Origin of the sequence: Streptomyces rugosispiralis (assembly GCF_024505145.1) — a bacterium.
Classification (GTDB): Bacteria; Actinomycetota; Actinomycetes; order Streptomycetales; family Streptomycetaceae; genus Streptomyces; species Streptomyces rugosispiralis.
In genome coordinates, this window is record NZ_JANIAA010000001.1 from 307,751 (window position 1) to 329,557 (window position 21,807).

Here is a 21,807-nt window from a genome sequence, read left to right on the forward strand (position 1 = left end):
GACTGCTCTCTGCGGAGGGAGTTCGAGAAGGAGAGGAGAGGAACGGTGATCAGTCGGCATCGACGCGGACCACCGACGTGGTGAGCCCGCCGGCGATGTCGAAGATCGCCGCGCCCAGGGTGAAGTCACCGGTGGCTAGCTGGAAAGGCGGCAGTGAGGAGGTGTCCTCACCGCGGAACTCCTTGACGAAGTGGATCGGGTCGAACCCGTACCCGCTGAAACCCGACCGGCCTGCCATACCGAGTTCCGCGACGAAGCCGGTGCCGCCGGGCAGCAGGTGCGCGTGGATCGTCCCGTCGTGGGTGTGTGTCCCGACGACCGCGGCGACCTGCCCGTCGACGGCGCCGGAGAACCACGCCTTCTCCGACGGCGACCCGCTGTGCAGGTCGACCACGACCGCCCCCCGGAGCAGACCACTCCCGGCCAGCTCCGTCCACGCGTCCCACAGGTCGGTCGGCGCCGGGGCCAGGCACCCCTTGCCCACCGCGCCGGGGCTCAGCAGGTTCACCACCGTCAGGGTCCTGTCGCCCTCACCGAGGGTCAGGACCCCCTTCCCGCGCGTCTCCCGCACATTCAGCGGGCGGACGACCTGCGGATACGCGAACGACTCCGCGACCTCGGGACCGTCCCACGAGTGGTTCCCGCCGGTGATGACATCGGCACCACCCGCGATGAGAGCATCCAGCTCCTTCCGGGTGGTCCCGAATCCGTTCTGCGGCAACGGGCCGGTGACGGCCGCGTTCTCCGCGTTCACCACGATCCAGTCGAGCTCGTACTCGGCACGCAGTTCCGGCAGACGGGCACCGAGCCACGCAGCCGCTTCGGGGCCGACAACGTCTCCCACGGTCATTACACGCATCTGTTCCATGACGCGACCGTAGACCTCTGGTGGAAAACAGTTCACTCCAGTTGATGAACGAAGGATGAATCATCCACTGGCTTCAGTCTGGAACTTCCTTCACCGACTCATGCCGTCGTCGAACAGTGCCGCACGGCATTGGCAACGTGGTCACCGTGTCGACCCGCGTCCGGCCAGCGCGTCGAACCAGCGCGCCACCTGCGGTGCCGACACCACGAAGGACCCGAAGTGGTCCACCTCGCCCTGGTTCACGACGGGAGCGGGTGCCTGGTGAGCGGCGAGTTGGAGCGCGCAACTGCGCGCGTTCCCGATCGGCACGTCGGTGTCGGCCGCGCCCGCGTACAGTCGCACGGGGGCGTCCGGCTTCCAGTCGCAGGTGTGATCGGCCGAGCGCATGGCGTCCAGCAGCGGACCGGCCGGGTGCCGCAGACGGTCGTGGAAAGCGGGCGTGAGCAACTGCTTCACCGAGGGGGCGAGGCCCTTGACCACGTCCTCCTCGTCGTGCCCTCCGTCGAAGAGTGACTCCACGCGGCTCGCGTACGGCGCCCGGAAGACCTCGCCCGGGTCCTTGTAGAAGTGATGCAGCCGGTTCTGGGCGACCAGCCAGTACGAGATGTAGAGGACGCCGCTGATGTCGTTGATCCGACCGTCGAACAGGGCCGGGACCTCCTGGCCCGCCAGGTCGTACGGCCCGCTCACCGGGGCCAGCGCCGTCAGCCGGAAGTGCTGGTCCGCACCCCCGTCCAGCGCCCGGCCGAGCGCCATCGCGACCTGGCCGCCCTGCGAGAAGCCGGTCGCGTAGACGTCACCGGTGAGCGGACGGCCGAGCCGGTCCGCGACCGTGCGGGCGGCGCGCAGCATGTCGACGGAGGCGGTGACGGCGGAGCGGGTGTCCATGTACGGGTGCGGGCCCGGCCCCTCACCGAGCCCGACATAGTCGGGCGCGGCCACCGCACGCCCGGCCGAGGCGTTCAGATACGACGGCACACGGCCGAAGTCCTCGCTCGCGGAGGGCGCGTAGGTGCGCTTGACCATGGTGCCATGCGTGTCCGAGACGAGGTCGAGCCGCTGGGTTCCGCCCTTGGGAAGGGTGAGGAGACCGGTCGCGGTCGTGGGTTTCCCATATGGGTCCACGGTCCGGTACGTCAGCCGGTACGCCCGTACGCCGTACCGCACCGGATCGGTCGCGATGCCCTTCTCGGCCAGGAATTCCCTGACCTGCCCCGCGTCACGGTCGGCGACCGGGGCGACGGAGACGAGGGTGCCGCGGTGGGCGGTGCCGCGGTGGGCGGTGCCGCGCTCCACCGCCGTGGCGACCGGCGCGACGGCCAATCCGGCGAGGAGCATGGCCGCCACCGCGGAGAGCCGCTTCCGTATCGGCCGACTGGTCTGTTCTTCTTGGGATTTGTGCCTCTCATCACTCATGTCGGAGACGTTACGGACTCGCTGTTCGCATCGACATCCGAGACGCCCCCGTGTCCATGGTGCACTCAAGGCCACCATGGACAAGAGCGCGTCCCGAGCAAGTCCGGCGGGGTCTCGCGCCCCCGGCACACCGACCGCGAGCCGGGTGACGGCGGGGATCAGTACAGTCCGGTCGTGTCGTGCCGGTAGGTGTTGTCCAGGATGTCGTCGAGGAAGTCCCCGAAGCCCGTCTCCAACTGGAGGCCGGTCCGCGGATCGTAGCTGAAGAGGCCGGGGCAGACACTGTTGTCGAGGCTGCTGTCGACGAAGAGCGCGTAGGAGAAGCGATCCGGCTTCGCCCCGTCGTGGCGCGTCTGGCGCACCACCCGGTGAGCGACCGCGGCCACCGGTGTGGCCGTCGATCGCGTCAGGATCTCCATCGCACAGCCGAAGTTGACGATGAAGGTGCCCGGTATCGGGTCGATCGCGTACCAGTCACCGTCCCGGTCCACCTCGAGCCCGGCCTCGGTGGAGCGCAGGACCGTCACCCAGCCCGAGTCCTTGTGGATGTTCAGGCCGCGGGCGGCCACTTCCGGCCGGAAGTGGTTGAAGGTGAGGGTGTGGGTGCCCCGCGGGGTGAGGCTGTGCCCGGTGGCCTCGTGCCAGAGTTCACGCGGTAGATCGAGACGGGCGAGCACCGCGCGCTGGATGTCCAGCGCGAAGTCGCGCATGGCCTCGGCCTGTCGCGCCAGCGCGACCGGGTAGACCCTGTTCCACCAGGTGCTCGTCAGGAAGAACTGTTCGGTCTGGTCGGCGTCGCGGCAGAAGTAGCCCTGGCGCGGGCCCAGTTGTTCCGATGTCCACCCTCGGTAGCCCCGGTAGGGGTCCGTATGCCCTCTCGGGGCGGGGAGGTAGAAGCCGCGGGCGAACCGGTCTCCGGCGGAGAGATCCAGGCCGGCGGGCCGCCTCACGTAGAAGAAGCCGTCCTCCAGCGCACGTCGCAGTCCGTCCTCGGCGGTGAAGGCGAGACCGCCGTGGTGCAGTTCAGCCAGCTGCCAGCCCTGTCGTGAGGCGGTCCGCGCCTGTTCCCACGCCGTGTTCATACGCGGGAGTGGAACTCGTAGCCGAGCTTGCCCGCCTTCTCCACCGAGAACGCGCGGAAGTCCTGGAACCTCCGCAGCCTCCCTTCCGTGTCGTACTGGTAGAGGAACATGTCGTACCGCGGTCCCATGTAGATCGTGAACGAGGACCGGTCCGGGGTGTCGGCGTCGGAGGGAAGTTCGGGCACGCGGTGGTAGACGGCGGTGACCGGTCGCGGCAGCTTCCTGGTCAGGACGCGGAAGGCGTCGCCGAGGTTGACGGTGAAGTGCCCCGCCCGTTCGCGGACGGGCGTCCAACGGCCCTCGTGCAGGATCTCGTAGCCGGGCTGGTCGGTGCAGATCGTGGTGATGAACCCGCTGTCGGAGTGCTCGACGATCCCGGCGCGGTCGCTCAGGCCCGTGCGGTAGTGGTTGACCGTGGTGTAGCACAGTCCGGTGTCCTGACGGGCGCCACCGGTGACGAGCTCCCGGTCCTCCTCGGGTATCCCCGCGGCGTCGAAGACTCCGTAGAGGGTGTCCAGAGTCAGCTCCCTCATCCTCCGGAGCACGGCCGTCACCTCGTCGGGCAGATACCGCTGCCACAGGAAGCTCTCCAGTTGCAACTGCTCCACCTGGTCGGGCCGGTCCTCGTAGCCCAGCTTGGACTCGGGGTGACCGTGTTCCCGGTGGCCGCGATGGCGGTCGCCGGGGCCGCCGGTGGCGGGCTGGTAGAAGGTGCGGCAGAAGGCCAGGCCCGCGCTCACGTCGAGGTCCTCGGGAACGGCCAGGTTGAACGCGCCGAGGCGGAGGGCCTGGTCCGCGTCGCCCGGCGAGGCGAACCGCAGTCTGCCCGCCTCCACTGTCGCCGCGGGGAGGGTGAGGTGGGCTTCTTCCTCAACGACATCCGTCGTCATGCTGGGACTCTCCCATCGTGGTTTGGTCACTACCGTCGTGGCCGCGGCGCGCTCACAGCGCGGCATCGTTGTCGTAGGTCCGGCTCACCTCCTGCGCGGCGAAGTCGGCGACAGACTGAACAGGACACGCCGTGCCGTTCTCCAAGCGGTAGACGGTGCCGTCGAGGCCGGAGTCCAGGAAGGTCACGTACGAGGTCCGGTCGGGTCGGCCGGGGGCCCGCTCGGTGGCGACCACGCCGTGGATATTGGCGCGCACGGGCGTGGGCAGGGCCGCGGTGAGCACTTCCAGGGAGCTGCCGAAGTTCACGATGAAGTGTCCCGGCGCGGGGTTGATGGCGCTCAGCTTCCCTTCGACGAGTGCGAGCAGACCGGGTTCGACGGACCGGAGTACGGTCACCCATCCGGAGTCGCGGTGGAACTTGCAGCCGCGGGTGGCTTTGTGTGAACGGAAGTGGTTGAACGCGAGCATCTGGTGGCCCCGGTGGTCGGTGAGCCCGCTGGAGATCTCGCCCCACAGCTGTGGGTCGATCTCCAGGTGGCGGAAGACCGCCCGCAGCACGGCGATGCCGAGGTCGGCCATCCCGCGCCCGAGCTCGGCGACCTCGGCGGGCAGCAGTGGCCAGTTCGCCTGCTCGACGTAGAAGTTCTCCCACTGGTCGTGCTCGCGGTCGAAGTAACCCTGGTAGGCGCCGGGGACGTCGACGTTCCGGAAGCCGCGGTAGCGGTCGAGGGCGTCGCCGCACCGGTCCTGGTGGAAGTGCGCCGCGAATCGGTCGCCGGGCCCGGTGTCGAGGCCGTCGGGGATACGCAGCAGGAAGAAGCCCTGGGCCAGGGCCCGGTCGAACCCTTCTTCGCGGTCGAAGACCAGGTCCTCGCCGTGGAGCCAGGACCTTTCGAGCGAGATCGGCGGGTGGGCGGCGCGGGCCTCCCGCTCGCCGGGCATCGAGGGCAGGGCAACGGGTGGGCGGGCCGTCACGGGGTTGAAAGTCGTCATCGGCTCGGCTCCCTCGGTGTGCCGGTGTCGCGGTGGATTGTGATCGTTCCGGGCCGTGCGGGGCGGGGCATGGAAGCGTGGCGCTTCAGCCGGAGGTCGGCGCCCTCTGTACTGACCGTGTAGTGGCCGTACAGCTCGGAGAGGACGAGGGCCTGCATCCGCACGGAGAAGAGGCGGCCGGGGCATTTACGCGGGTTCCGCTCGGCGTTGATCATGCTGAATGAGTTGATCTCGTAGCGCCCCCGGGAGAGCAGGGACGAAACCGTTTCACGATCGGAGCGCACGATGGCCTGGATGTTGGCGGGGGCGAAGCGGCACGGCTCCGGGAAGACCGCCGGATCGCGGTTGGCCTGCCGCCGGTCCAGCCACAGCATGGTGCCCGGCGGAACGGTCACCCGCGCTCCCCGGTGGTGCAGGGTGAAGGGCGCGGTCGTGCGGCGCCACAGGGCGCTGGGGTTGCTGCCGCCCAGTCGTACCGCTTCCAGGACCGCGAGGTCGATCACGGACGGGGACGATCCGCCGCGCGGGCACCGGCGGTCGCCACCGCCGTTCCGTGCCTCCGCCACAATGGCGCTCTTGACCCGCGGTGTGCTCTCCACATAGCCCAGTGCCCACATCAGGCTCAGCGCTGTGGTGTCGTACGTCGCCACGATGATCGTGCCGAGTTCCTTGATCTGTGCCGGGTCCAGAGCGGCGACGCCACCACGTGTGAACGGACGTCCCCACAGGGCGAAGTATCGCCGGATCAGGTTGGAGTCGGGAGCCTCGGCGAGGGACTCGAAGTTGGCCGTCAGCAGATCGCGTACGAATGGGACGATGACGTCGAACTCCCGCATCGCCCGCGGGTTGTCGTTGCTGATGACATCGGAGGCGAGGTCGAAGAAGCCACGGACCACGTGGCCGTACTCCGCCGAGCGCAGGTATTCCGGCAGAGGCCGCCGGGTGAGGTCGAGAACGCCGGGGATCATGCTGTCCACATACGCGGTCAGGGACAGCGTGAAGTCGTCGAGCGGCATCTCCTGCCCCGCCACCCGGCACAGGTGGTCGGCCGTGTGCCGCCGGACGGCGGGCTCGAGGCGCTCCACGAACTTGGCGCTGCCGAGGGAGCGTTCGACCGCCGCCCGCTTCCCCGGGCGGTCCGGGTGGTCGTGGGGCATGGAGCCCATGAAGTCGCCGAACAGCTCGCGGTTGGCATCGGTGGACGGTGCCAGGGCATCGTCGCCGGCCAGAGGTACGTTGGTGATCTGGTAGAGGGCGAGTCGCTGCCCCATCCAGAACGTGCACAGGCCGCCGTTCTCCTCGGCGAGGGCGCTGATGCCTGATGCGCGGAAGTAGTGCGAGGCGGGTTCCCCCCGTACCACGGTCGCCTGGTGGAAGGCCGGGGCGTGGCCGTGCAGCCGGCTGGGGCCCGGATGATGGGCCAGCACTCCTGGGAATGGCGCGCCGGGCGGGTCCGGCGGGGCCACGGTCGTAGCCCTGCGGACGGCGTGGCGGTCGTCGGCCGAGGTGGTCACGACGGCTCACCCCGGCCCGCGCCGACGGACCGGGCGATCCCGAAGTCGGTGTGCCGGTCGGACCAGGTGTGTTCGTTGAACTCTCGCAGGAAGTCCTCGGAGCTGCGCACCGCCGCGGCGGAACCGTCCCGGCGGACCTGGTAGAGGTTGCCGGTGGCGGGCGGGTTGGCGAAGGCCGCGAACGAGAAGCGGTCGGCCGCTCCGGGGTCCGGGGTGCACTGCCGGACCCGGTGCAGGATGGCGTGCACCGGCCGGCTCAGGGCGGCGGTGAGCAACTCGAAGGCCCCACCGAAGTTCACCACGAAGTGGCCGGACACTGGATCGATGGGTACCCAGACGCCGTTCACCAAGGCTTCGAGGCCCGGCTCCTCGTTGTAGAGGACGGTCACGAATCCGGTGTCCTTGTGCGGCGCGCAGCCCAGTTGGGCCCGGTCGGAGCGGTAGTGGTTGGCCGCGAACCAGTGTGTGCCCCGTCCGTCGACGGCCCCGCCGGTGATCTCGCTCCACAGGTGCGTGGCGATGCCCAGGTCGGCCATCGCGCACCGCAGCACCAGCAGGGTGAGTTCGCCCATCCGCTCGGTCATGGCGATGAGTTCCGGGGGGAAGTGGCTGCGGCGTCCGGGGCCGTCGATGAGCACATGCTCGGTCTGGAAGTGCTCCCGGTCGAAGTAGACGCCCTCCAGCGCCCGGAAGCCGCGATAGGGCCGGGTCGCCTCGGGGCCGTCCTCGGGGGCGCGGTAGAACTCCCGGCACAGGGTGATACCGGGCCCGGGGTCGAATCCGGCGGGTACGGCGAGCAGGAAGCAGCCGTCCGCGAGCGCCTTGGACAGGCCGTCCTCGGTGCCGAACGCGAGGCCCGTCCCGCGCACCGACGCACGTTGGAGTGTCATCGCCCCGGTGGTCATTCGCGGTCACCCTTCCCGGTGGTGCGGGCGGACGCGTTCGGGGCCTCGGTACCGGCGTAGATCTCGTAGTCGTTCTCGTCGATGAGCTCACGCGAGCCACAGACGCGTTCCAGGCCGGCGCCCTGGACGTAGCGGTAGATGCCCTGGTCCTGACCGGGCAGACAGCCGCTGGAGGCGAAGTGCCCATAGCTGGACCGGTCCTCCCGCTGGCGCGCGACCCGGTGCATGATCGCCGCGACGGGTGTGTCGCACGCCGAGGTGAGGATTTCCATGGCCAGGCCGAAGTTGATGACGAAACAGTCCGGGTCGGCCGGCACGACCTCCCAGTGGTCGCCGCGGGCGACCTCCAGCCCTGGGGAGGTGGTCCGCAGGATGGTGAGGTAGCCGTCGTCCTTGTGAGAGCTGAGGCCGATGTCCTCGTGGGCGGGCCGGTAGTGATTGAACGTCAGGTGGTACGCGCCCTCGGACCGCGAGCAGCCGCCGGTCGCCCGTGCCCAGTCCTGCTCGGGTATGCCCACGTGGCGCAGCACGGAGCACAGCACCTGCTCCGACAGCCGAGTGAGCGCCTCGCCGAGGGCGGCGATCTCTCGCGGATAGTCAGTGGCCCAGAAGCGCCGTTCCAGAAGGAACTGCTCGATCTGGTTGATCCGCTGGTGGAAGCCGAGCAGCGGGTCCCCGAAGCGGTCGCTGCCGAGGGTGCTGAACCGGCCGTACGGGGCGGTGGACGGGCCGCGGTAGAACTGCTGGGCGAACGCGTCACCGGCCGAAACGTCGATCTCGGCAGGGATCTCCAAGAAGAAGACTCCGTCGCGGAATGCCTGATCCCGCGCAGCGGAATCCACGAAGGACAGCTCCCCACTCGACATCCTGGCTTTTTCGAGACGCGCTTCACCGAAGGCCGAAAGACCAGGCGAACGCTTCGCGTAGACGTCCTTGTATATCTTCCCCCGGCGTATCTCCGGAGCCAGTGCACGAGGCGTTGTTTCCATGCTCACCGGCCTTTCAGGTGGAGGGACACGACGACGAGATCACGTAGCTCTTCCGGTGCTCCCGGATGTTCCCCTCTCGCTATCTCGGAGAGCGTGCTGAAGGATCCTGGATACACCATGACCGGAAGTCCCTGCCGCTTGAGACAGGCGAATATGGAGAATTCTTCCAGGAAGTACTCACTGGACGTCCTGATACGGTTTTCCCACTCGGCCCCACTGATTCCGTGAGAGTGCTTGCGGTGATAGGCGCGGCCGAACGACTCCACCGACGAGCGAAACATCTCGTCCTTGGTGAAGAACGTCCGCAACTCGTCGTGGAACTCGGCGAACTCACGACAGCGCTGCACATCACTGCAGTTCAGGAAGGTGAAGTCGGTCGATGTGCCATACTCGTCAAATACCTTCCGCTCGCTTTCGACGAACTGCCGGCCGAGTTCAAGCGCCTGCTCCAGGGCCTCTTCTGGCGCCATTCCACAGGTTGATTCCAGCGTGAGCCGATGAATGCTGTCACCGATGAGCACGGTGCAGCGGGCGAATCTCCGGGAGATCCACTTGACCATGCCCGCAAGTTTCGCGGTGGTGAAGTTGCTGTTCTCGAGGCTGACCCCGAGAAAGCATGTGTCGTGCTGCTCGAAAGTGGTTCTGCTGGTCGCGGGAGAGACCGATGCTATTTCTGCCTTGTAGCGCGTCCTGCGCGCCGGCTCCACCTGTCGACGGGGGGAAGAGATCGCTTGCGTGTCCAACACCATTGCATCCGCCTGAGTTCGTCGCTAAGTGCAGGGATCACTCTCGGCTTCTCTTTGGGATGTACGCGCAGCCTGACATGGCCCAGGAAAGTGGGCATGTCTCCGAGACCTCCACGGATCGCACCCGGAGGCCGCTCAAAATTGTTAGCAGGCGGCCCTGGAGTCGGCCAATGGCAGGGCACTGAATTCGGCCTGATGGCTCATCAGCTCCTGTCCCCACAGGAAATACGCAGGTCACGGCGGGGTCATGGGCACAGGCACGGCGGGGCGCGGGGCGCGGCGGCGGCCTCGCCGCGCCGGGAGTCGGCACCCGCGTGACGCCGCTCCGTGCCACGCGCATATGACGGGCGATGAACTGGGCTTTTGCCGTACGAGTGGCGGACGCGCGACGACACGCCACCGGGCGGCAGAGCGCACGGGGACCCCGGTGGGCGAGCGGGCCGGGACCGGGTCGGTGATGGCCGAACACCTCACATGGCATCCGTATCGGCTTCCGCGCCTGCCGGAACGAGGTTGGCAAGCGGTTCGGTGTCGGTTACGGTGAGTTCCTCAGCCGCTCGGCGAGCGGCGGGCCCGCGTTGCCCGCCCCATGCGATGCGGCGTTCTGCGGCGTCTCCATGGACGTCTCCACTCTTGCGGGTCTCGCAATCCCCCTCCTCGAGCAGCGGCGCCCCCTGTCCAGGGGCGACCTCTGGCTGCGCCCTCCCCCTCCGCCAACAGCACCGCAACCGCCGCACAGCCGTGCGGATGTTCCCGACGATGCTGCCGCCGCAGCGTGAGGAAGGAGGCCGGGGTCGCAGTGACATCGACACCCACCACCAGACGATGGGCCCTGCTGGCCATGTCCGTGGGCGTGTTCTGCATCCAGCTCGACGCGTTCGCCCTGAACCTGGCCCTGCCGCGGATCGGCCGCGATCTCCACGCCGGAGGCGCCGGCCTGCAATGGGTGACCAGCGCGTATCTGCTGTCCACCGGGACCCTCATGCTGGGTGCCGGACGCCTCGGCGACCTGTTCGGACGACGGCGGCTGCTGATCCTGGGCCTCGCCGTCTTCGGCGCGTCGTCCCTGGTCTGCGCGCTCGCCCCGGCGCTGCACGTCCTGGTCGGCGCCCGGGTGGTCCAGGGGGCGGGGGCCGCGATGGTCATGCCGGTGGGTCTGTCCCTGCTGACGAACGTCTACCCGAGCGAACTGCGGGGCCGCGCCACCGGCCGGGCGCTGGGCATCGGCGGAATCGCCACCGCCTGCGGGCCGTTCATCGGCAGTGCCCTCACCGACGCGGTGTCCTGGAGGGCGGTGTTCTGGCTCAACGTCCCCCTCGCCGCGCTCGGCGCGGCATGGGCCTCGCGTACCGCCGAGAGCTATGACACCAGTGCGCCCCGGAGGGTCGACTGGCGCGGGCTTGCCACCGCGACAGCCGCGCTCGTCACCCTCGCCGTCGTCGTCGATCGCGGCCGCCACTGGCAGTGGCCCGTCATCCTGGCCGGCCTGGCCGCCGCGGCGGCCCTGCTGACCTGGTTCGTACGGCTTGAACGGGTGGCGGCGAGCCCGCTGGTCCAGCTCACGCTGTTCCGCAACGGGCCCTACGTGGCGCTGACGCTCGCCGGGGCCGTGGCCAACACCGCGACGGTCATGTTCCTGTTCGTCGTGCCCCTGACGCTCCAGGGGCAGTGGGACCTGTCTGTCGCCGTGGCGGGCATCGCCTTCCTCGCCCCGGCGCTGGCCATGGCACTCGCCGGTCCGATCGCCGGCCGGGTGCCGCCACCCGCCGCGGTGCGCGTGATGACCGTATGCCTGGGCGCGGGAGCCCTCGTCCTCGCCTGCCTTGCCCGTGCCTCATCGCTCGATGTGTATCTGATCGCGGCCACCGCGGGCGGTGCGGTTCTCGGCACGGCCAACTCACTGACCCTGGTCGCCACTCAGGGGGTGATCAGACCGGAGCGGGCCGGGGAGGCGTCCGGAGTCACCAAGACGGTCATCACGGTGGCGGCGGGCCTCGGCATCGCCCTGGCCGGGGCCGTCGCCGACCAGAAACGCGGCGTGGGTTCCGAAGCGGCCTCCGACACCGCGTTGCAGACCACCGCCCTGGGGTGCATGGCCACCTGTGTGATCCTCGCCGTATGGCTCGGGGCCCATGGGCGACAGCGGCAGGACGCGTGTCCCGCGGACCACGAGACCGCGTCCGAGGAGCGCCGTCGTGGCGCGGGCTCCCTCGCGGCCCGCCCCGCACGCGCGGAGCGTGCGGGGCCCGCTTCCCCCGAAAAGAAGACGCGCAGGGCCGGCGCCGCGATGGGGCGGCTGCGCCGGCCGGTCCGGCGCGCGGTGAAGATGGCGCTCGGACACCGACGCGGGGACCGGTCCACGCGGTCGGAGTGATCAAGGGAGCCCTCGCCCGACGTGTGAGCCGAGCGGGGCAGCGTGGTGCAGGCCTTGGACAGGGGGTCGCGACGTGCGGTGCCGGCGAAACCGGGCACATGGCCGCGTCGGGCCGCCACCCCGCGACATGCGTGCTCCCCGTGTGGGACGTGGCCACCCCGACCGCTTCGAACGTGGCGTCCCGCACCATGTCCGGGGGTGGGCCCGCTGCCTACCGTGACGGCCATGGACACCACCCGCACCACCGAGGGCGACGCCGCCCGGCACGCCGGCCTTGACCCGTCCCTCGTCCCCGCAAGCCAGTTCCTGGAAGGGCGCAGCGCCCTGGTGACCGGCGCGGCGAGTGGCATCGGACGGGCTTGTGCCGTCGCCCTCGCCGACGCCGGGGCCTTCGTGTACGTCGTCGATCTGGCCAAGGAAGCCGCCGAGCGGGTGGCCGGGGAGATCGGCGGCAGCCCCTGCGTGGCCGACCTCTCCGACCCGACGGCCATCGACGGCCTCCCCACCACCATCGACATCGTCGTCAACAATGCCGGGCTCCAGCACATCGCGCCGCTGCACGAGTTCCCACCGGACCGCTTCGCCCTCATCCAGAAGATCATGGTCGAGGCGCCGTTCCATATCATCCGGCGCGCCCTTCCCTATATGTACGCGCGGGGATGGGGCCGCATCGTGAACCTCTCCTCCGTACACGGCCTGCGGGCCTCGGCCTTCAAAGGCGCCTACGTGACCGCCAAGCACGCGATGGAAGGGCTGAGCAAGGTCGCCGCCCTGGAGGGAGCGCCCCATGGCGTCACGTCGAACTGCGTGAACCCCGGGTACGTCCGCACCCCCTTGGTCGAGGCCCAGGTCGCCGGCCAGGCCCGCTCGCACGGCATCGCGGAGTCGGAAGTACTGGAGAAGATCATGCTGGAGCGCAGCGCCATCAAACGCCTCATCGAGCCGGAGGAGGTCGCCTCCGCGGTGCTGTGGCTGTGTTCCGAGAGCGCCGGCTTCGTCACCGGCGCCTCGCTGCCCCTGGACGGTGGCTGGACCGCGCACTGACCGTCCCGTGACCCGAATCGCCATGCCCGCGGGTGCGCGCGGATCGAGCCGCGCGCACCCGCCCTCCCCGAGGTTCGTTCCATGTCGCAGACCACTGTTCTTTCCACCGCCGCCCTACGACATCTGATGGAGTTGCTGGCCACGGACGCCTCCGCCGAACAGTTAACGGCGGTGGCCTCGCGCGCCCGCGCCGACGGCATCGACGACCACGAGCTGCAAGAGATCGACCGGGCCGTCTCCACCGCCCTCGGGGTCCGGCGGGTGCTCCATCGCCAACGCCGCCGCGAAGCCGAACTCACGGCGCTGTTCGACACCGCCGGCGATCTGGCCGCCCTGCGTGACCTCGACGCGGTACTGCACTCGATCGTGCGGCGCGCCAGAACCCTGTTGGGGACGGACACCGCCTACCTCACCCTGGTGGACGAGGCCGCTCAGGACACCTTCATGCGGGTCACCGACGGCTCGGTCTCCCTCGCCTTCCAACAGCTCAGGCTCAAGCTGGGCGAGGGCCTGGGCGGGCTGGTGGCCCAGACCATGCGTCCCTACGCGTCCCCGGACTACCGCAGAGACGAACGGTTCCAGCACACCCAGACCATCGACCATGGAGTCCTGGACGAAGGTCTCGTCGCCATCCTCGGCGTGCCGCTGCTCCTCGGCTCGGGCCCGGCCGGCGATCACCATGTGATCGGTGTCCTGTTCGCGGCCGACCGCGGCCCCCGCGGCTTCTCCCCGGACGAGGTGGCCCTGCTCAGCTCGCTCGCCGCGCACGCCGCCATCGCGATCGACACCGCCAGGGCGCTCGCCGATGCCAAGAACGCCGCGGCGGAACTCACCGAGGCCAACGCCGTCATCCAGGAACACGCGGCATCCACGCAGCGCGCCGCGGAAGCGCACGACCGGCTGACCGACCTCGTGCTGCGCGGCTCGGAGGTATCCGAAGTGGCCGCTGCGGTGGCTGAGTTCCTCGGCGGCCGACTGACCATCTTCGACCCGCGCGGCGACGTGCTGGCCCAAGCGGGCGGCGAAGCGGAAGCCTGTCCGCCGGATCCCGACGCACTCCTGAGAGCCGTCACCCGTGCCCGTGCCGAGGGCCGCTCCGTCCGCGACGGCGAGTGCTGGTACTGCGCCGTCCTGGCCGGACAGGAGCTGCTGGGGAGCCTCGCCTTCCGCGGGCGCCCGGACCTCGACGGCCCCGACCGCCGGTTGTTCGAGCGCACCGGCACCATCACCGCGCTGCTCCTGCTGCTGCGCCGTACCGTCGTCGAAACCGAGAACCGCGTGCGTGGCGAGCTGCTCACCGACCTCTTGGAGGGGGCGGGCCGCGATCCGGCGCTCCTCGCCGAGCGCGGGCACCGGCTCGGGGTGGACCTGACCCGGCCGCACCTGGTGCTGGTCGCCGAGGCCGAGACGCAGCCGGACGGCAGGCTGACTGGCTGGGCCCAGCAGTACCTCTTCGGCCGCGAGGGCCTGTGCTGCGAGTATGGGCAGCACGTGGTCATGCTGGTCCCCGACGACGGAACAGCGCCCGGTCGGGCCGCCCGCGCCGCCGCCGAACATCTCTCCCAGGGGCTCGGCACACCCGTCAGCGTGGTCGCCTCGGGACCGTGCCAGGGGCTGGCGGCCCTGCCCGGCTTCTACGCCGAGGGCCGCCGCTGTCTGGGCGCCATGCGTGTGCTGGGCCTCACCGGTGACGGTGCCTGCGCCGCGGACCTGGGCTTCCTCGGTGTTCTCCTGGGCAAGGAACAGGACACCGGAAGCTTCGTCAACAGGGTCTTGGGCCCCGTCCTGGAGTGGGACGAACGCAGGGGAACCGAACTGGTCAGGACCCTTCAGGCGTATTTCGCCGTGAAGGGCAGCCACATTCGGGCCAAGGACCTGCTGCATATCCACGTCAACACCGTGGTGCAGCGGATCGAGCGGATCGCCGCGCTCCTGGGGCAGGACTGGGACCACCCGGAACGCGCGCTGGAGATCCAGCTGGCGCTGCGGATCCACCTCGTTTCCCAGGCCTGCCCGTAGCGGTCCGCACTCCGTGGAAACCCGGAGCGGCCCGGCACCGGCCGCGGGCCGCACGGGATCACGGAGCCGTGATATCGGCCGGGACGCGCAACTCGGGCACGGTGACCGCCTGTACGTCGTCCACGCCGACGCCGGGCGCGAGTTCGACCAGAGTGAGGCCCTCGGCCGTCACGTCGATGACGGCGAGGTCCGTGATGACGCGGTTGACCACGCCGCGCCCCGTGGCGGGCAGGGCCAGCTCGTCGACGATCTTCGGGGTGCCGTCCTTCGCGGTGTGCTCCATGACGACGATCAGGCGGCGGGCCCCGTGCACCAGGTCCATGGCCCCGCCCATCCCCTTGACCATCTTCCCGGGGATCATCCAGTTCGCCAGATCACCTCGGGCCGAGACCTGCATGGCGCCCAACACGGACACGTCGATGCGCCCGGCGCGGATCATGCCGAAGGAGAAGGCGGAGTCGAAGCACGCGGCGCCCTTCCGCAGCGTGACCGTCTCCTTGCCCGCGTTGATCAGGTCCGGATCCTCCGTGCCGTCCACCGGGTAGGGGCCGACCCCCAGGAGGCCGTTCTCGGAATGCAGCACGACGTGGATGTCGGCCGGGAGGTGGTTGGGGATGAGTGTGGGAAGGCCGATGCCCAGGTTGACGTACTGTCCGTCCCGCAGTTCACGGGCGGCGCGGGCGGCGAGTTGGTCGCGGTCGAGTGCCATGGATCATGCCTCCTGGGCGGCGGGTCGGACGGTGCGGCGTTCGATGCGCTTGTCGACGGGGTCCGCGGCGACGATCCGGTCGACGTACACGCCCGGGAGGTGTACGGCGTCCGGGCCGAGCTCCCCCGCCTCCACGATGCGCTCGGCCTCCACCAGGGTGGTCCGGCCCGCCATCGCACACAGCGGGTTGAAGTTCCGGGCGGCGCTGTGGAACACGCAATTGCCGTGCCGATCCGCGACCTCCGCACGCACCAGCGCGAAGTCGGCCGCGATGGACTCCTCCAGCAGGTACCTGCGGCCACCGAACTCCCTGACCTCCTTGGGCGGGGAGGCCGCGGCCACGCTGCCGTCGGCGGCGTACCGCCACGGCAGACCGCCCTCCTCGACCTGGGTTCCCACGCCCGCCGGGGTGAAGAAGGCCGGGATCCCGCTGCCGCCGGCCCGCAGCCGCTCGGCCAGGGTGCCCTGTGGGGTGAGCTCCACCTCCAGCTCACCGGAGAGGTACTGCCGCGCGAACTCCTTGTTCTCGCCCACGTACGACGACGTCATCCGGGCGATCCGGCCGGCCCGCAGCAGCAGACCGAGGCCCCAGTCGTCCACACCGCAGTTGTTGGACACCACCCGCAGCCCCGCCGTCTCCGTCCGGGCCAGCGCGGCGATCAGCGTCGACGGGATCCCGCACAGCCCGAAACCTCCGACGGCGAGAGTCGCCCCGCCCGGGATGTCGGCCACGGCGTCCGCGACCGAATCCACCACCTTGTCCATGTCGTCTCTCCGAATTTCTCGGCCCAGGATTCACCGGCCTCCTGACGGAGTGTCCGGCGACCCGGCCCGGGGTCTGGTTCCCCTCACCTTTCACCGCGGGAGGGCCCCGCGGGTATGTAGTCCGCCACCATGGCCCTGACGATCCGCATAGTGATCAGCACCGCGCCGGTCGGCCCCGGGGCCGCGCGGCGTCCGGGCGTCGGCCACAGCGGAGACCGGGTGGTCTCCACCTTGCGGCACCGGTCGTTCCGGCCATGTGTGCCGGCCCCATGACGGTGCCTCCAGGATCGGCGGTCGGCACCATGCCGCCGGTCGCGGGGCACTCCTATCGTTCCGGCAACCACTCACCGCGCTTCCGCCGTCGGGTCTGCGGGGACGCCTTCAAGGGGGAGGGCGGCACCCCGCGGCGGCGGGTGGGCGGCACACCGTCAGGAGCCGGTCATCATGCGTTGCAGCACCACGGACACCGTGCGAAGCAGATCTGTTCGCGCGCTCACCCTGATCGCCGTCGGTGCCCTGGTCGCGGGCTGTTCCTCGGCCGGCACCGCCGGCACCGCGACCGGCGGTTCCGACGGCAAGACCGCCCCCGTGCGGGTGGGTCTGGTCTACTCCCGCAGCGGGCTGCTCGCCGCCTACGGCAAACAGTACGAGGAGGGCTTCAAGGCGGGCCTGGCCTACGCGACGCACAGGACGAACAAGGCCGGCGGCCACCCGATCGAGGTCACCGAGCAGGACGACGCGGGCGACCCGGCGAAGGCCGTGGCCGCGGCCAAAACCCTCGTCGGCAAGGGGTACAAGATCATCACCGGCACCACCGACTCCGGCGTGGCACTGCAGATGGCGCCGCTGGCCGCCCAGAACAAGGTGCTCTACGTCAGCGGCCCCGCGGCCACCGACGCCGTCACGGGCGTCAACGCCTACACCTTCCGCTCCGGCCGGCAGTCCTACCAGGACATCCTCACCGCCGGAACGATGCTCGGCGACGCCAAGGGCAAGAAGGTCACCGTGCTCGCCCAGAACTCCGCGTTCGGACAGGCCAACGTGGCCGCGGTGAAGACCGTACTCGGCGGGAGGGGCGCGAGGGTCGACTCCGTGCTGGCCCCACCCAGCGCCACCGACCTCACCCCCTTCGCCCGCCAGGCCAAGGCCCGCAAGCCGGACCTGGTCTTCGTCGCCTGGGCCGGTGCCACCGCCCCCGCCCTGTGGACCGCGCTGAATCAGCAGGGCGTACTGGATTCGAGCAAGGTCGTCACCGGACTGGCCGGCACCGCCTCGTACCCGATCTTCGGCGCGGCGGGTTCCAAGGTCTCCTTCCTCGCCCACTACTTCCCGGGCGCCGGCGGCGGCAACCCGGTGGAGAAGGCGATGCTCGACAGCATCACCAAGGCCGGTGGCGCCCCCGACCTGTTCAGCCCCGACGGCTTCACCGCCGCCCAGATGATCGTGCACGCGATCGAGTCCGGCAGCGCGACCGACACCACTGCCATGGTCAAAGCACTGGAAGGCTGGAGCTTCGACGGGCCCAAGGGCAAGGAGCGGATCCGCGCCGCGGACCACGCCCTGCTGCAGCCGATGTTCACGGCCAAGCTGAAGGGCACTGGCGGCGCCGCTGAACCAGAGCTGGTCGACAGCGTCCTGATGGCAACGGTCGCTCCCCCGGTGAAGAAGGCGGCGGGCTGAGCGGATGACCTCCTCGGACATGACGCCGAGTTCTCCGGGGACCACGGCTGCCGGGGAGCCCCCCACCTCCCCGGCGCCGGTCCTCAGACTGCGCGGCATCGGCTGGACGGTCGGCGGCGCGACCATCGTCGACTCGGTCTCCTTCGACCTCCACGAAGGAGAGTTCCTGGCCTTCATCGGTCCCAACGGCGCGGGCAAGACCTCCCTGTTCAACCTGGTCAGCGGCATCACCCCGGTTTCCCGGGGCTCGATCGAGCTCGACGGCGCCGACGTCACGAACGAGGCCGCCTACGTACGGGCCCGGCGCGGTCTCGGGCGCACCTTCCAGACCTCCAGCCTGTGGCCGGGCATGACGGTCGCCGACCATGTGCGGCTGGCCGCCCAGGCCGCCGACGGCGGCTCGTACCGGATTTGGCGCCGCGCCGACCCGTACCCGGAGCTGGTCGCCAAGGTGCTGGCACGCACCGAACTCGCGCACCGCGCGGACACCGCCGCCGACACCCTCTCGCACGGCGAGAAACGCAAGCTGGAACTCGCGGTGCTGCTCGTCGGCGAACCCCGGCTGATGCTGCTCGACGAGCCCATGGCGGGCGTGAGCGCCGAGGAAGTGCCCGCCCTCACCGAACTCATCCGCTCGCTGCACCGCGAGGAGGGGCGCACCGTGCTCATGGTCGAGCACCACATGGACGTCCTGCTGGGTCTGGCCGACCGGCTCGCCGTGATGCACCACGGCACACTGCTGGCCCTGGACACCCCCCAGGTCGTGATGGCCGACCCGACCGTACAGCAGGCCTATCTCGGGGAGGAGCTGTGAGCACGAGCCCGGCGCCGCTGCTGACGGTGCGCGACCTGCGGGTCGTGATCGGGGACAGCCACATCCTGCACGGCGTCGACCTGGACGTCGCCGCCCGTGGCACCACCGCGCTCCTGGGCCGCAACGGCTCCGGCAAGACCACCACCGTACGCGGAATCCTCGGCCTCGTACCGCGCACCGGCAGCGTGCTGCTGGGCGGCGAGGAGACGGTGCGACTGGCCACCCACTCCCTGGTCCGCCGTGGCATCGGCTACGCCCCCGAGGACCGCGGCGTCTTCGCCACTCTCACCGTCGCCGAGAACCTGCGGCTCGCCGAGCGGCCCGGCGCCGGCCAACCGGCCTACGATCTGGTGCACGAACTCTTCCCCGAGCTCGGGCAGCGGGCCGGGCAGGCCGCCGGGACTCTCTCCGGCGGCCAGCAGCAGATGGTCGCCATCGCCCGCACCCTGCTCAACGGCAACCGGTTGATCATCGCCGACGAGCCCACCAAGGGCCTGGCGCCCAAAGTGGTCACCGAGGTCGCGCAGGTGCTGGAGCGCGCCGCGGAGGCGGTGCCCGTCCTGCTGGTGGAGCAGAACCTCGCCGTGGTGCGCCGCCTCGCCCGGCACTGCGTCGTGCTCGCCGACGGCCGCACCGCGCACCGGGGCCCCGCCGCCGAACTGCTCGCGGACGCGGACGCGGCTCGCCGGCTGCTCGGTGTCGGACGGGCGGGCCACGACGGCGCCGGCCCCGCACCGGCCGGCGCGTCCGCCGGCCCCGCGGCCCACCCCGCCACCAGGACCGAAGAAGCGGAGGTCTGATGTCCACCGTAGTCCTGCTCGCCCTCACCGGGCTCGGCCTGGGCGCGCTGTACTTCCTGGTCGCCTCGGGCCTCTCGTTGATCTTCGGCCTGATGGACGTGCTCAACTTCGCCCATGGAGCCCTGATGTCCGTCGGCGCCTACGGCACCTGGTGGGCCGCCTCCGGCCACCTCCCCGGCGCCGGGCCCGGCGGCGCCGGCTTCGCCCTCGCGGTCGTCTTCGGCACCGCGGTCGGCACCGTCGCCGCGGTTCTGCTCGAACTCGCCGTCATCCGCCCGCTCTACGCCCGCCCCCGCGAGCAGATCCTGGCCACCGTCGGCGTGGGCCTGGCCGTTCCCGCGTTGCTCTCCGCGATCTGGGGCGCTGACGCCCGGCCCTTCCCCGGACCCGAAGCGCTGTCCGGCACCGTCGGCCTGCTGGGCGCCGAGGTGCCGCTCAACCGCCTGGTGCTGATCGCCGCCGCCCTCGTGGTACTGGCCGCTCTCAGGCTGTTCCTGGGCCGGACCCGGCACGGTCTGGTCGTCCGCGCGGGCGTGGAGGACCGGGCCATGGTCACCGCGCTCGGCATCGACGTGCGCAAAGCCTTCACCCTGGTCTTCGCCATCGGCGGAGCGGCAGCGGCCCTCGGCGGCGCGATCGGCGGTCTCTATTTCGGCTCGGTCGACCCCGAACAGGGCACCTCGCTGCTGATCTTCGCCTTCGTGGTCGTCGTCATGGGCGGCATGGGCTCGCTCACCGGTGCCGCGCTGGCCTCGGTCGCCGTGGGCCTCGTCCAGCAGTTCGCCAACTACTACACCACCGCAGGACTCGGCGACCTCGCCGTCGTCGTCCTGCTCGCCGCCCTGCTGCTCATCCGGCCGCGTGGGCTGACCGGGAGACTCGCATGACCACCGCCACCCGGCCGCGCGGTGAGACCCGCGCGGCGGACCGACCCCCTGTCACCCGCTCCGAAAGGTTCAGGCGAGCCACCCGCTGGTGGCCGGCGCTGCCGCTGGTGGTCCTGTTCCTCGTCCCCTACAGCGCGCTGCCCCTGCCCGGCCTGCTGGACGGACCGATCGGCAGCCCGGGCAACCTCCAACTGCTCTCCCTGTGCCTGGTATTCGGAGCCCTGGCCACCGGCTACGACCTGCTGCTCGGCCGCACCGGGCTGCTGTCGTTCGGCCACGCGCTCTACTTCGCCGCGGGTACCTACGTCACCAACACCATCATGCTGGAGGCGGGGCTGCCCTTCGCCGTCTCCGCGCCGCTCGGCCTGCTCGCCGGGGTGGCGCTGTCCGCACTGCTGGGCGCGGTCAGCCTGCGGGTGACGGGCATCGGCTTCTCCATGGTGACCCTCGCCTTCGCGCAGGCCGCCTCGATCCTCGTACAACGCGACCCGGGCGGCGTCACGGGTGGCGAGGAGGGCAGGGCCGCCCCCGCGGACAAGCTGCCCGCCGCGCTGATCGGCATCGAGCACACCGCCAACCTGTACTGGGTCGCCCTGGCCTACCTCGTCGTCGTGCTGCTCGTCGTCCAATGGGCGGTCCGCTCACCCACCGGCCGGGTCTGGGAGGGCATCAAGGAGAACGAGCGCCGGGTCGAGGTGCTGGGGCTGCGCCCCTACGGCTTCAAGCTGACCGCCTTCGTCCTGGCCGGTGCCCTGGCCGCGCTCGGCGGCATCGTCCACCTGCTGCTGACCGGCGGCGCCACCCCGCAGACCACCACCTCCGACTTCACCCTCTCCCTGCTGGTGATGGTGGTACTGGGCGGCTCCGGCACCCGGTGGGGTCCCCTGGCCGGCGGCATCCTCTACACCTGGGCCGACCACCGGCTCGGCGACCTGTCGGGTTCCGGTGCTGTCACCGGGTTGCCCGCCGTGCTGCGAGTGCCACTGTCGCAGCCGCTGTTCCTGCTCGGCGCGCTGTTCGTCGCGGTGATCTACCTGCTGCCCGGCGGCCTGGTCCGGCTGCCGGCTCGGCTGCGCGCGGCGCGCACCTTGCGCGCCGCCACCGGCGGCAAGGCGGCCCTGTGACGGGCCGGGCGCCGACGGACCGTGCCAGGCGCGGGGCGGTGACCGCCCGAAGTGCCCGGCGCATACGGCCGGTCGTGACGCCTGGCCCGCCCCCCGTGTCATGGCCGCACCGCCCACACCATGGGTACGCGAGCCACGTCGGCCGCCGTTTCCCTGGCCGCCCCTCCCATATCGCGGCCGGTCGCCC

General features: G+C 70.5%; 19 protein-coding genes. 8 read left to right on the plus strand and 11 right to left on the minus strand.

Going from position 1 to position 21,807, the window contains the following annotated elements; translation table 11 throughout:
- Positions 1-49 precede the first annotated feature (49 nt).
- The 9 genes from NP777_RS01315 to NP777_RS01355 form a co-directional block, all read right to left on the minus strand.
- The gene (locus tag NP777_RS01315; RefSeq protein ID WP_256648109.1) at positions 50-868 is read right to left on the minus strand and encodes a YmdB family metallophosphoesterase; all 819 of its coding nucleotides are present in this window, start codon (positions 866-868) and stop codon (positions 50-52) included.
- A gap of 141 nt (positions 869-1,009) precedes the next feature.
- Positions 1,010-2,284 (minus strand): alpha/beta hydrolase family protein, encoded by a 1,275-nt coding sequence (locus NP777_RS01320; RefSeq protein WP_256648110.1) that lies wholly within the window; start codon positions 2,282-2,284, stop codon positions 1,010-1,012.
- Positions 2,285-2,442: 158 nt separating this feature from the next.
- A complete protein-coding gene (locus NP777_RS01325; protein ID WP_256648111.1) occupies positions 2,443-3,366 on the minus strand; it encodes a 2OG-Fe(II) oxygenase family protein in 924 nt (307 codons plus the stop codon).
- On the minus strand, positions 3,363-4,256 hold the full coding sequence (locus tag NP777_RS01330) for a 2OG-Fe(II) oxygenase family protein (protein ID WP_256648112.1): 894 nt from the start codon (positions 4,254-4,256) through the stop codon (positions 3,363-3,365). Before NP777_RS01330 ends, NP777_RS01325 begins: the two co-directional genes overlap by 4 nt.
- A gap of 52 nt (positions 4,257-4,308) precedes the next feature.
- A complete protein-coding gene (locus NP777_RS01335) occupies positions 4,309-5,250 on the minus strand; it encodes a 2OG-Fe(II) oxygenase family protein (protein ID WP_256648113.1) in 942 nt (313 codons plus the stop codon).
- Positions 5,247-6,764, minus strand: a complete 1,518-nt coding sequence (locus NP777_RS47985) for a cytochrome P450 (protein ID WP_256648114.1) — start codon at positions 6,762-6,764, stop codon at positions 5,247-5,249. The genes NP777_RS01335 and NP777_RS47985 overlap by 4 nt, the downstream gene beginning before the upstream one ends.
- Complete coding sequence (locus NP777_RS01345) at positions 6,761-7,654, minus strand: 2OG-Fe(II) oxygenase family protein (RefSeq protein ID WP_256648115.1); 894 nt, start codon at positions 7,652-7,654, stop codon at positions 6,761-6,763. The genes NP777_RS47985 and NP777_RS01345 overlap by 4 nt, the downstream gene beginning before the upstream one ends.
- Before the next feature lie 11 nt (positions 7,655-7,665).
- Complete coding sequence (locus NP777_RS01350; protein ID WP_256648116.1) at positions 7,666-8,463, minus strand: 2OG-Fe(II) oxygenase family protein; 798 nt, start codon at positions 8,461-8,463, stop codon at positions 7,666-7,668.
- 197 nt (positions 8,464-8,660) lie between these two features.
- Positions 8,661-9,407 carry a tRNA-dependent cyclodipeptide synthase gene (locus NP777_RS01355; protein ID WP_256648117.1) on the minus strand — a complete coding sequence of 249 codons (747 nt, stop codon included), beginning with the start codon at positions 9,405-9,407 and terminating at the stop codon, positions 8,661-8,663.
- Between the two features lie 796 nt (positions 9,408-10,203).
- Here NP777_RS01355 and NP777_RS01360 point away from each other — a divergent pair.
- From NP777_RS01360 to NP777_RS01370, 3 genes are all read left to right on the plus strand, one after another.
- Positions 10,204-11,778 carry an MFS transporter gene (locus NP777_RS01360; protein ID WP_256648118.1) on the plus strand — a complete coding sequence of 525 codons (1,575 nt, stop codon included), beginning with the start codon at positions 10,204-10,206 and terminating at the stop codon, positions 11,776-11,778.
- Between the two features lie 225 nt (positions 11,779-12,003).
- Positions 12,004-12,822, plus strand: a complete 819-nt coding sequence (locus NP777_RS01365; protein ID WP_256648119.1) for a 3-hydroxybutyrate dehydrogenase — start codon at positions 12,004-12,006, stop codon at positions 12,820-12,822.
- A gap of 81 nt (positions 12,823-12,903) precedes the next feature.
- Positions 12,904-14,841, plus strand: coding sequence for a helix-turn-helix domain-containing protein (locus tag NP777_RS01370; protein WP_256648120.1), 1,938 nt, complete (start codon positions 12,904-12,906; stop codon positions 14,839-14,841).
- 58 nt (positions 14,842-14,899) lie between these two features.
- On the opposite strand, the gene NP777_RS01375 is transcribed toward NP777_RS01370, so the two are convergent.
- Together NP777_RS01375 and NP777_RS01380 are read right to left on the minus strand one after the other, a co-directional pair.
- Complete coding sequence (locus NP777_RS01375) at positions 14,900-15,550, minus strand: 3-oxoacid CoA-transferase subunit B (protein ID WP_256648121.1); 651 nt, start codon at positions 15,548-15,550, stop codon at positions 14,900-14,902.
- A gap of 3 nt (positions 15,551-15,553) precedes the next feature.
- Complete coding sequence (locus NP777_RS01380; protein WP_256648122.1) at positions 15,554-16,315, minus strand: CoA transferase subunit A; 762 nt, start codon at positions 16,313-16,315, stop codon at positions 15,554-15,556.
- A 444-nt stretch (positions 16,316-16,759) separates the two neighbouring features.
- Between NP777_RS01380 and NP777_RS01385 the strand changes: the two genes are divergently transcribed.
- Genes NP777_RS01385 through NP777_RS01405 form a run of 5 tightly spaced genes read left to right on the plus strand, consistent with a single transcriptional unit; the run spans position 16,760 to position 21,620 of the window.
- Positions 16,760-17,995: a substrate-binding domain-containing protein gene (locus NP777_RS01385; RefSeq protein WP_256648123.1), complete on the plus strand. Its 1,236-nt coding sequence runs from the start codon at positions 16,760-16,762 to the stop codon at positions 17,993-17,995.
- Between the two features lie 19 nt (positions 17,996-18,014).
- Positions 18,015-18,809: an ABC transporter ATP-binding protein gene (locus NP777_RS01390; RefSeq protein ID WP_256648124.1), complete on the plus strand. Its 795-nt coding sequence runs from the start codon at positions 18,015-18,017 to the stop codon at positions 18,807-18,809.
- The gene (locus NP777_RS01395) at positions 18,806-19,609 is read left to right on the plus strand and encodes an ABC transporter ATP-binding protein (RefSeq protein ID WP_256648125.1); all 804 of its coding nucleotides are present in this window, start codon (positions 18,806-18,808) and stop codon (positions 19,607-19,609) included. Before NP777_RS01390 ends, NP777_RS01395 begins: the two co-directional genes overlap by 4 nt.
- Positions 19,609-20,496: a branched-chain amino acid ABC transporter permease gene (locus NP777_RS01400; RefSeq protein ID WP_256648126.1), complete on the plus strand. Its 888-nt coding sequence runs from the start codon at positions 19,609-19,611 to the stop codon at positions 20,494-20,496. Before NP777_RS01395 ends, NP777_RS01400 begins: the two co-directional genes overlap by 1 nt.
- Entirely contained in the window at positions 20,493-21,620 is a 1,128-nt protein-coding gene (locus NP777_RS01405; RefSeq protein WP_256648127.1) for a branched-chain amino acid ABC transporter permease, read from the plus strand. The genes NP777_RS01400 and NP777_RS01405 overlap by 4 nt, the downstream gene beginning before the upstream one ends.
- Positions 21,621-21,807: the final 187 nt, after the last annotated feature.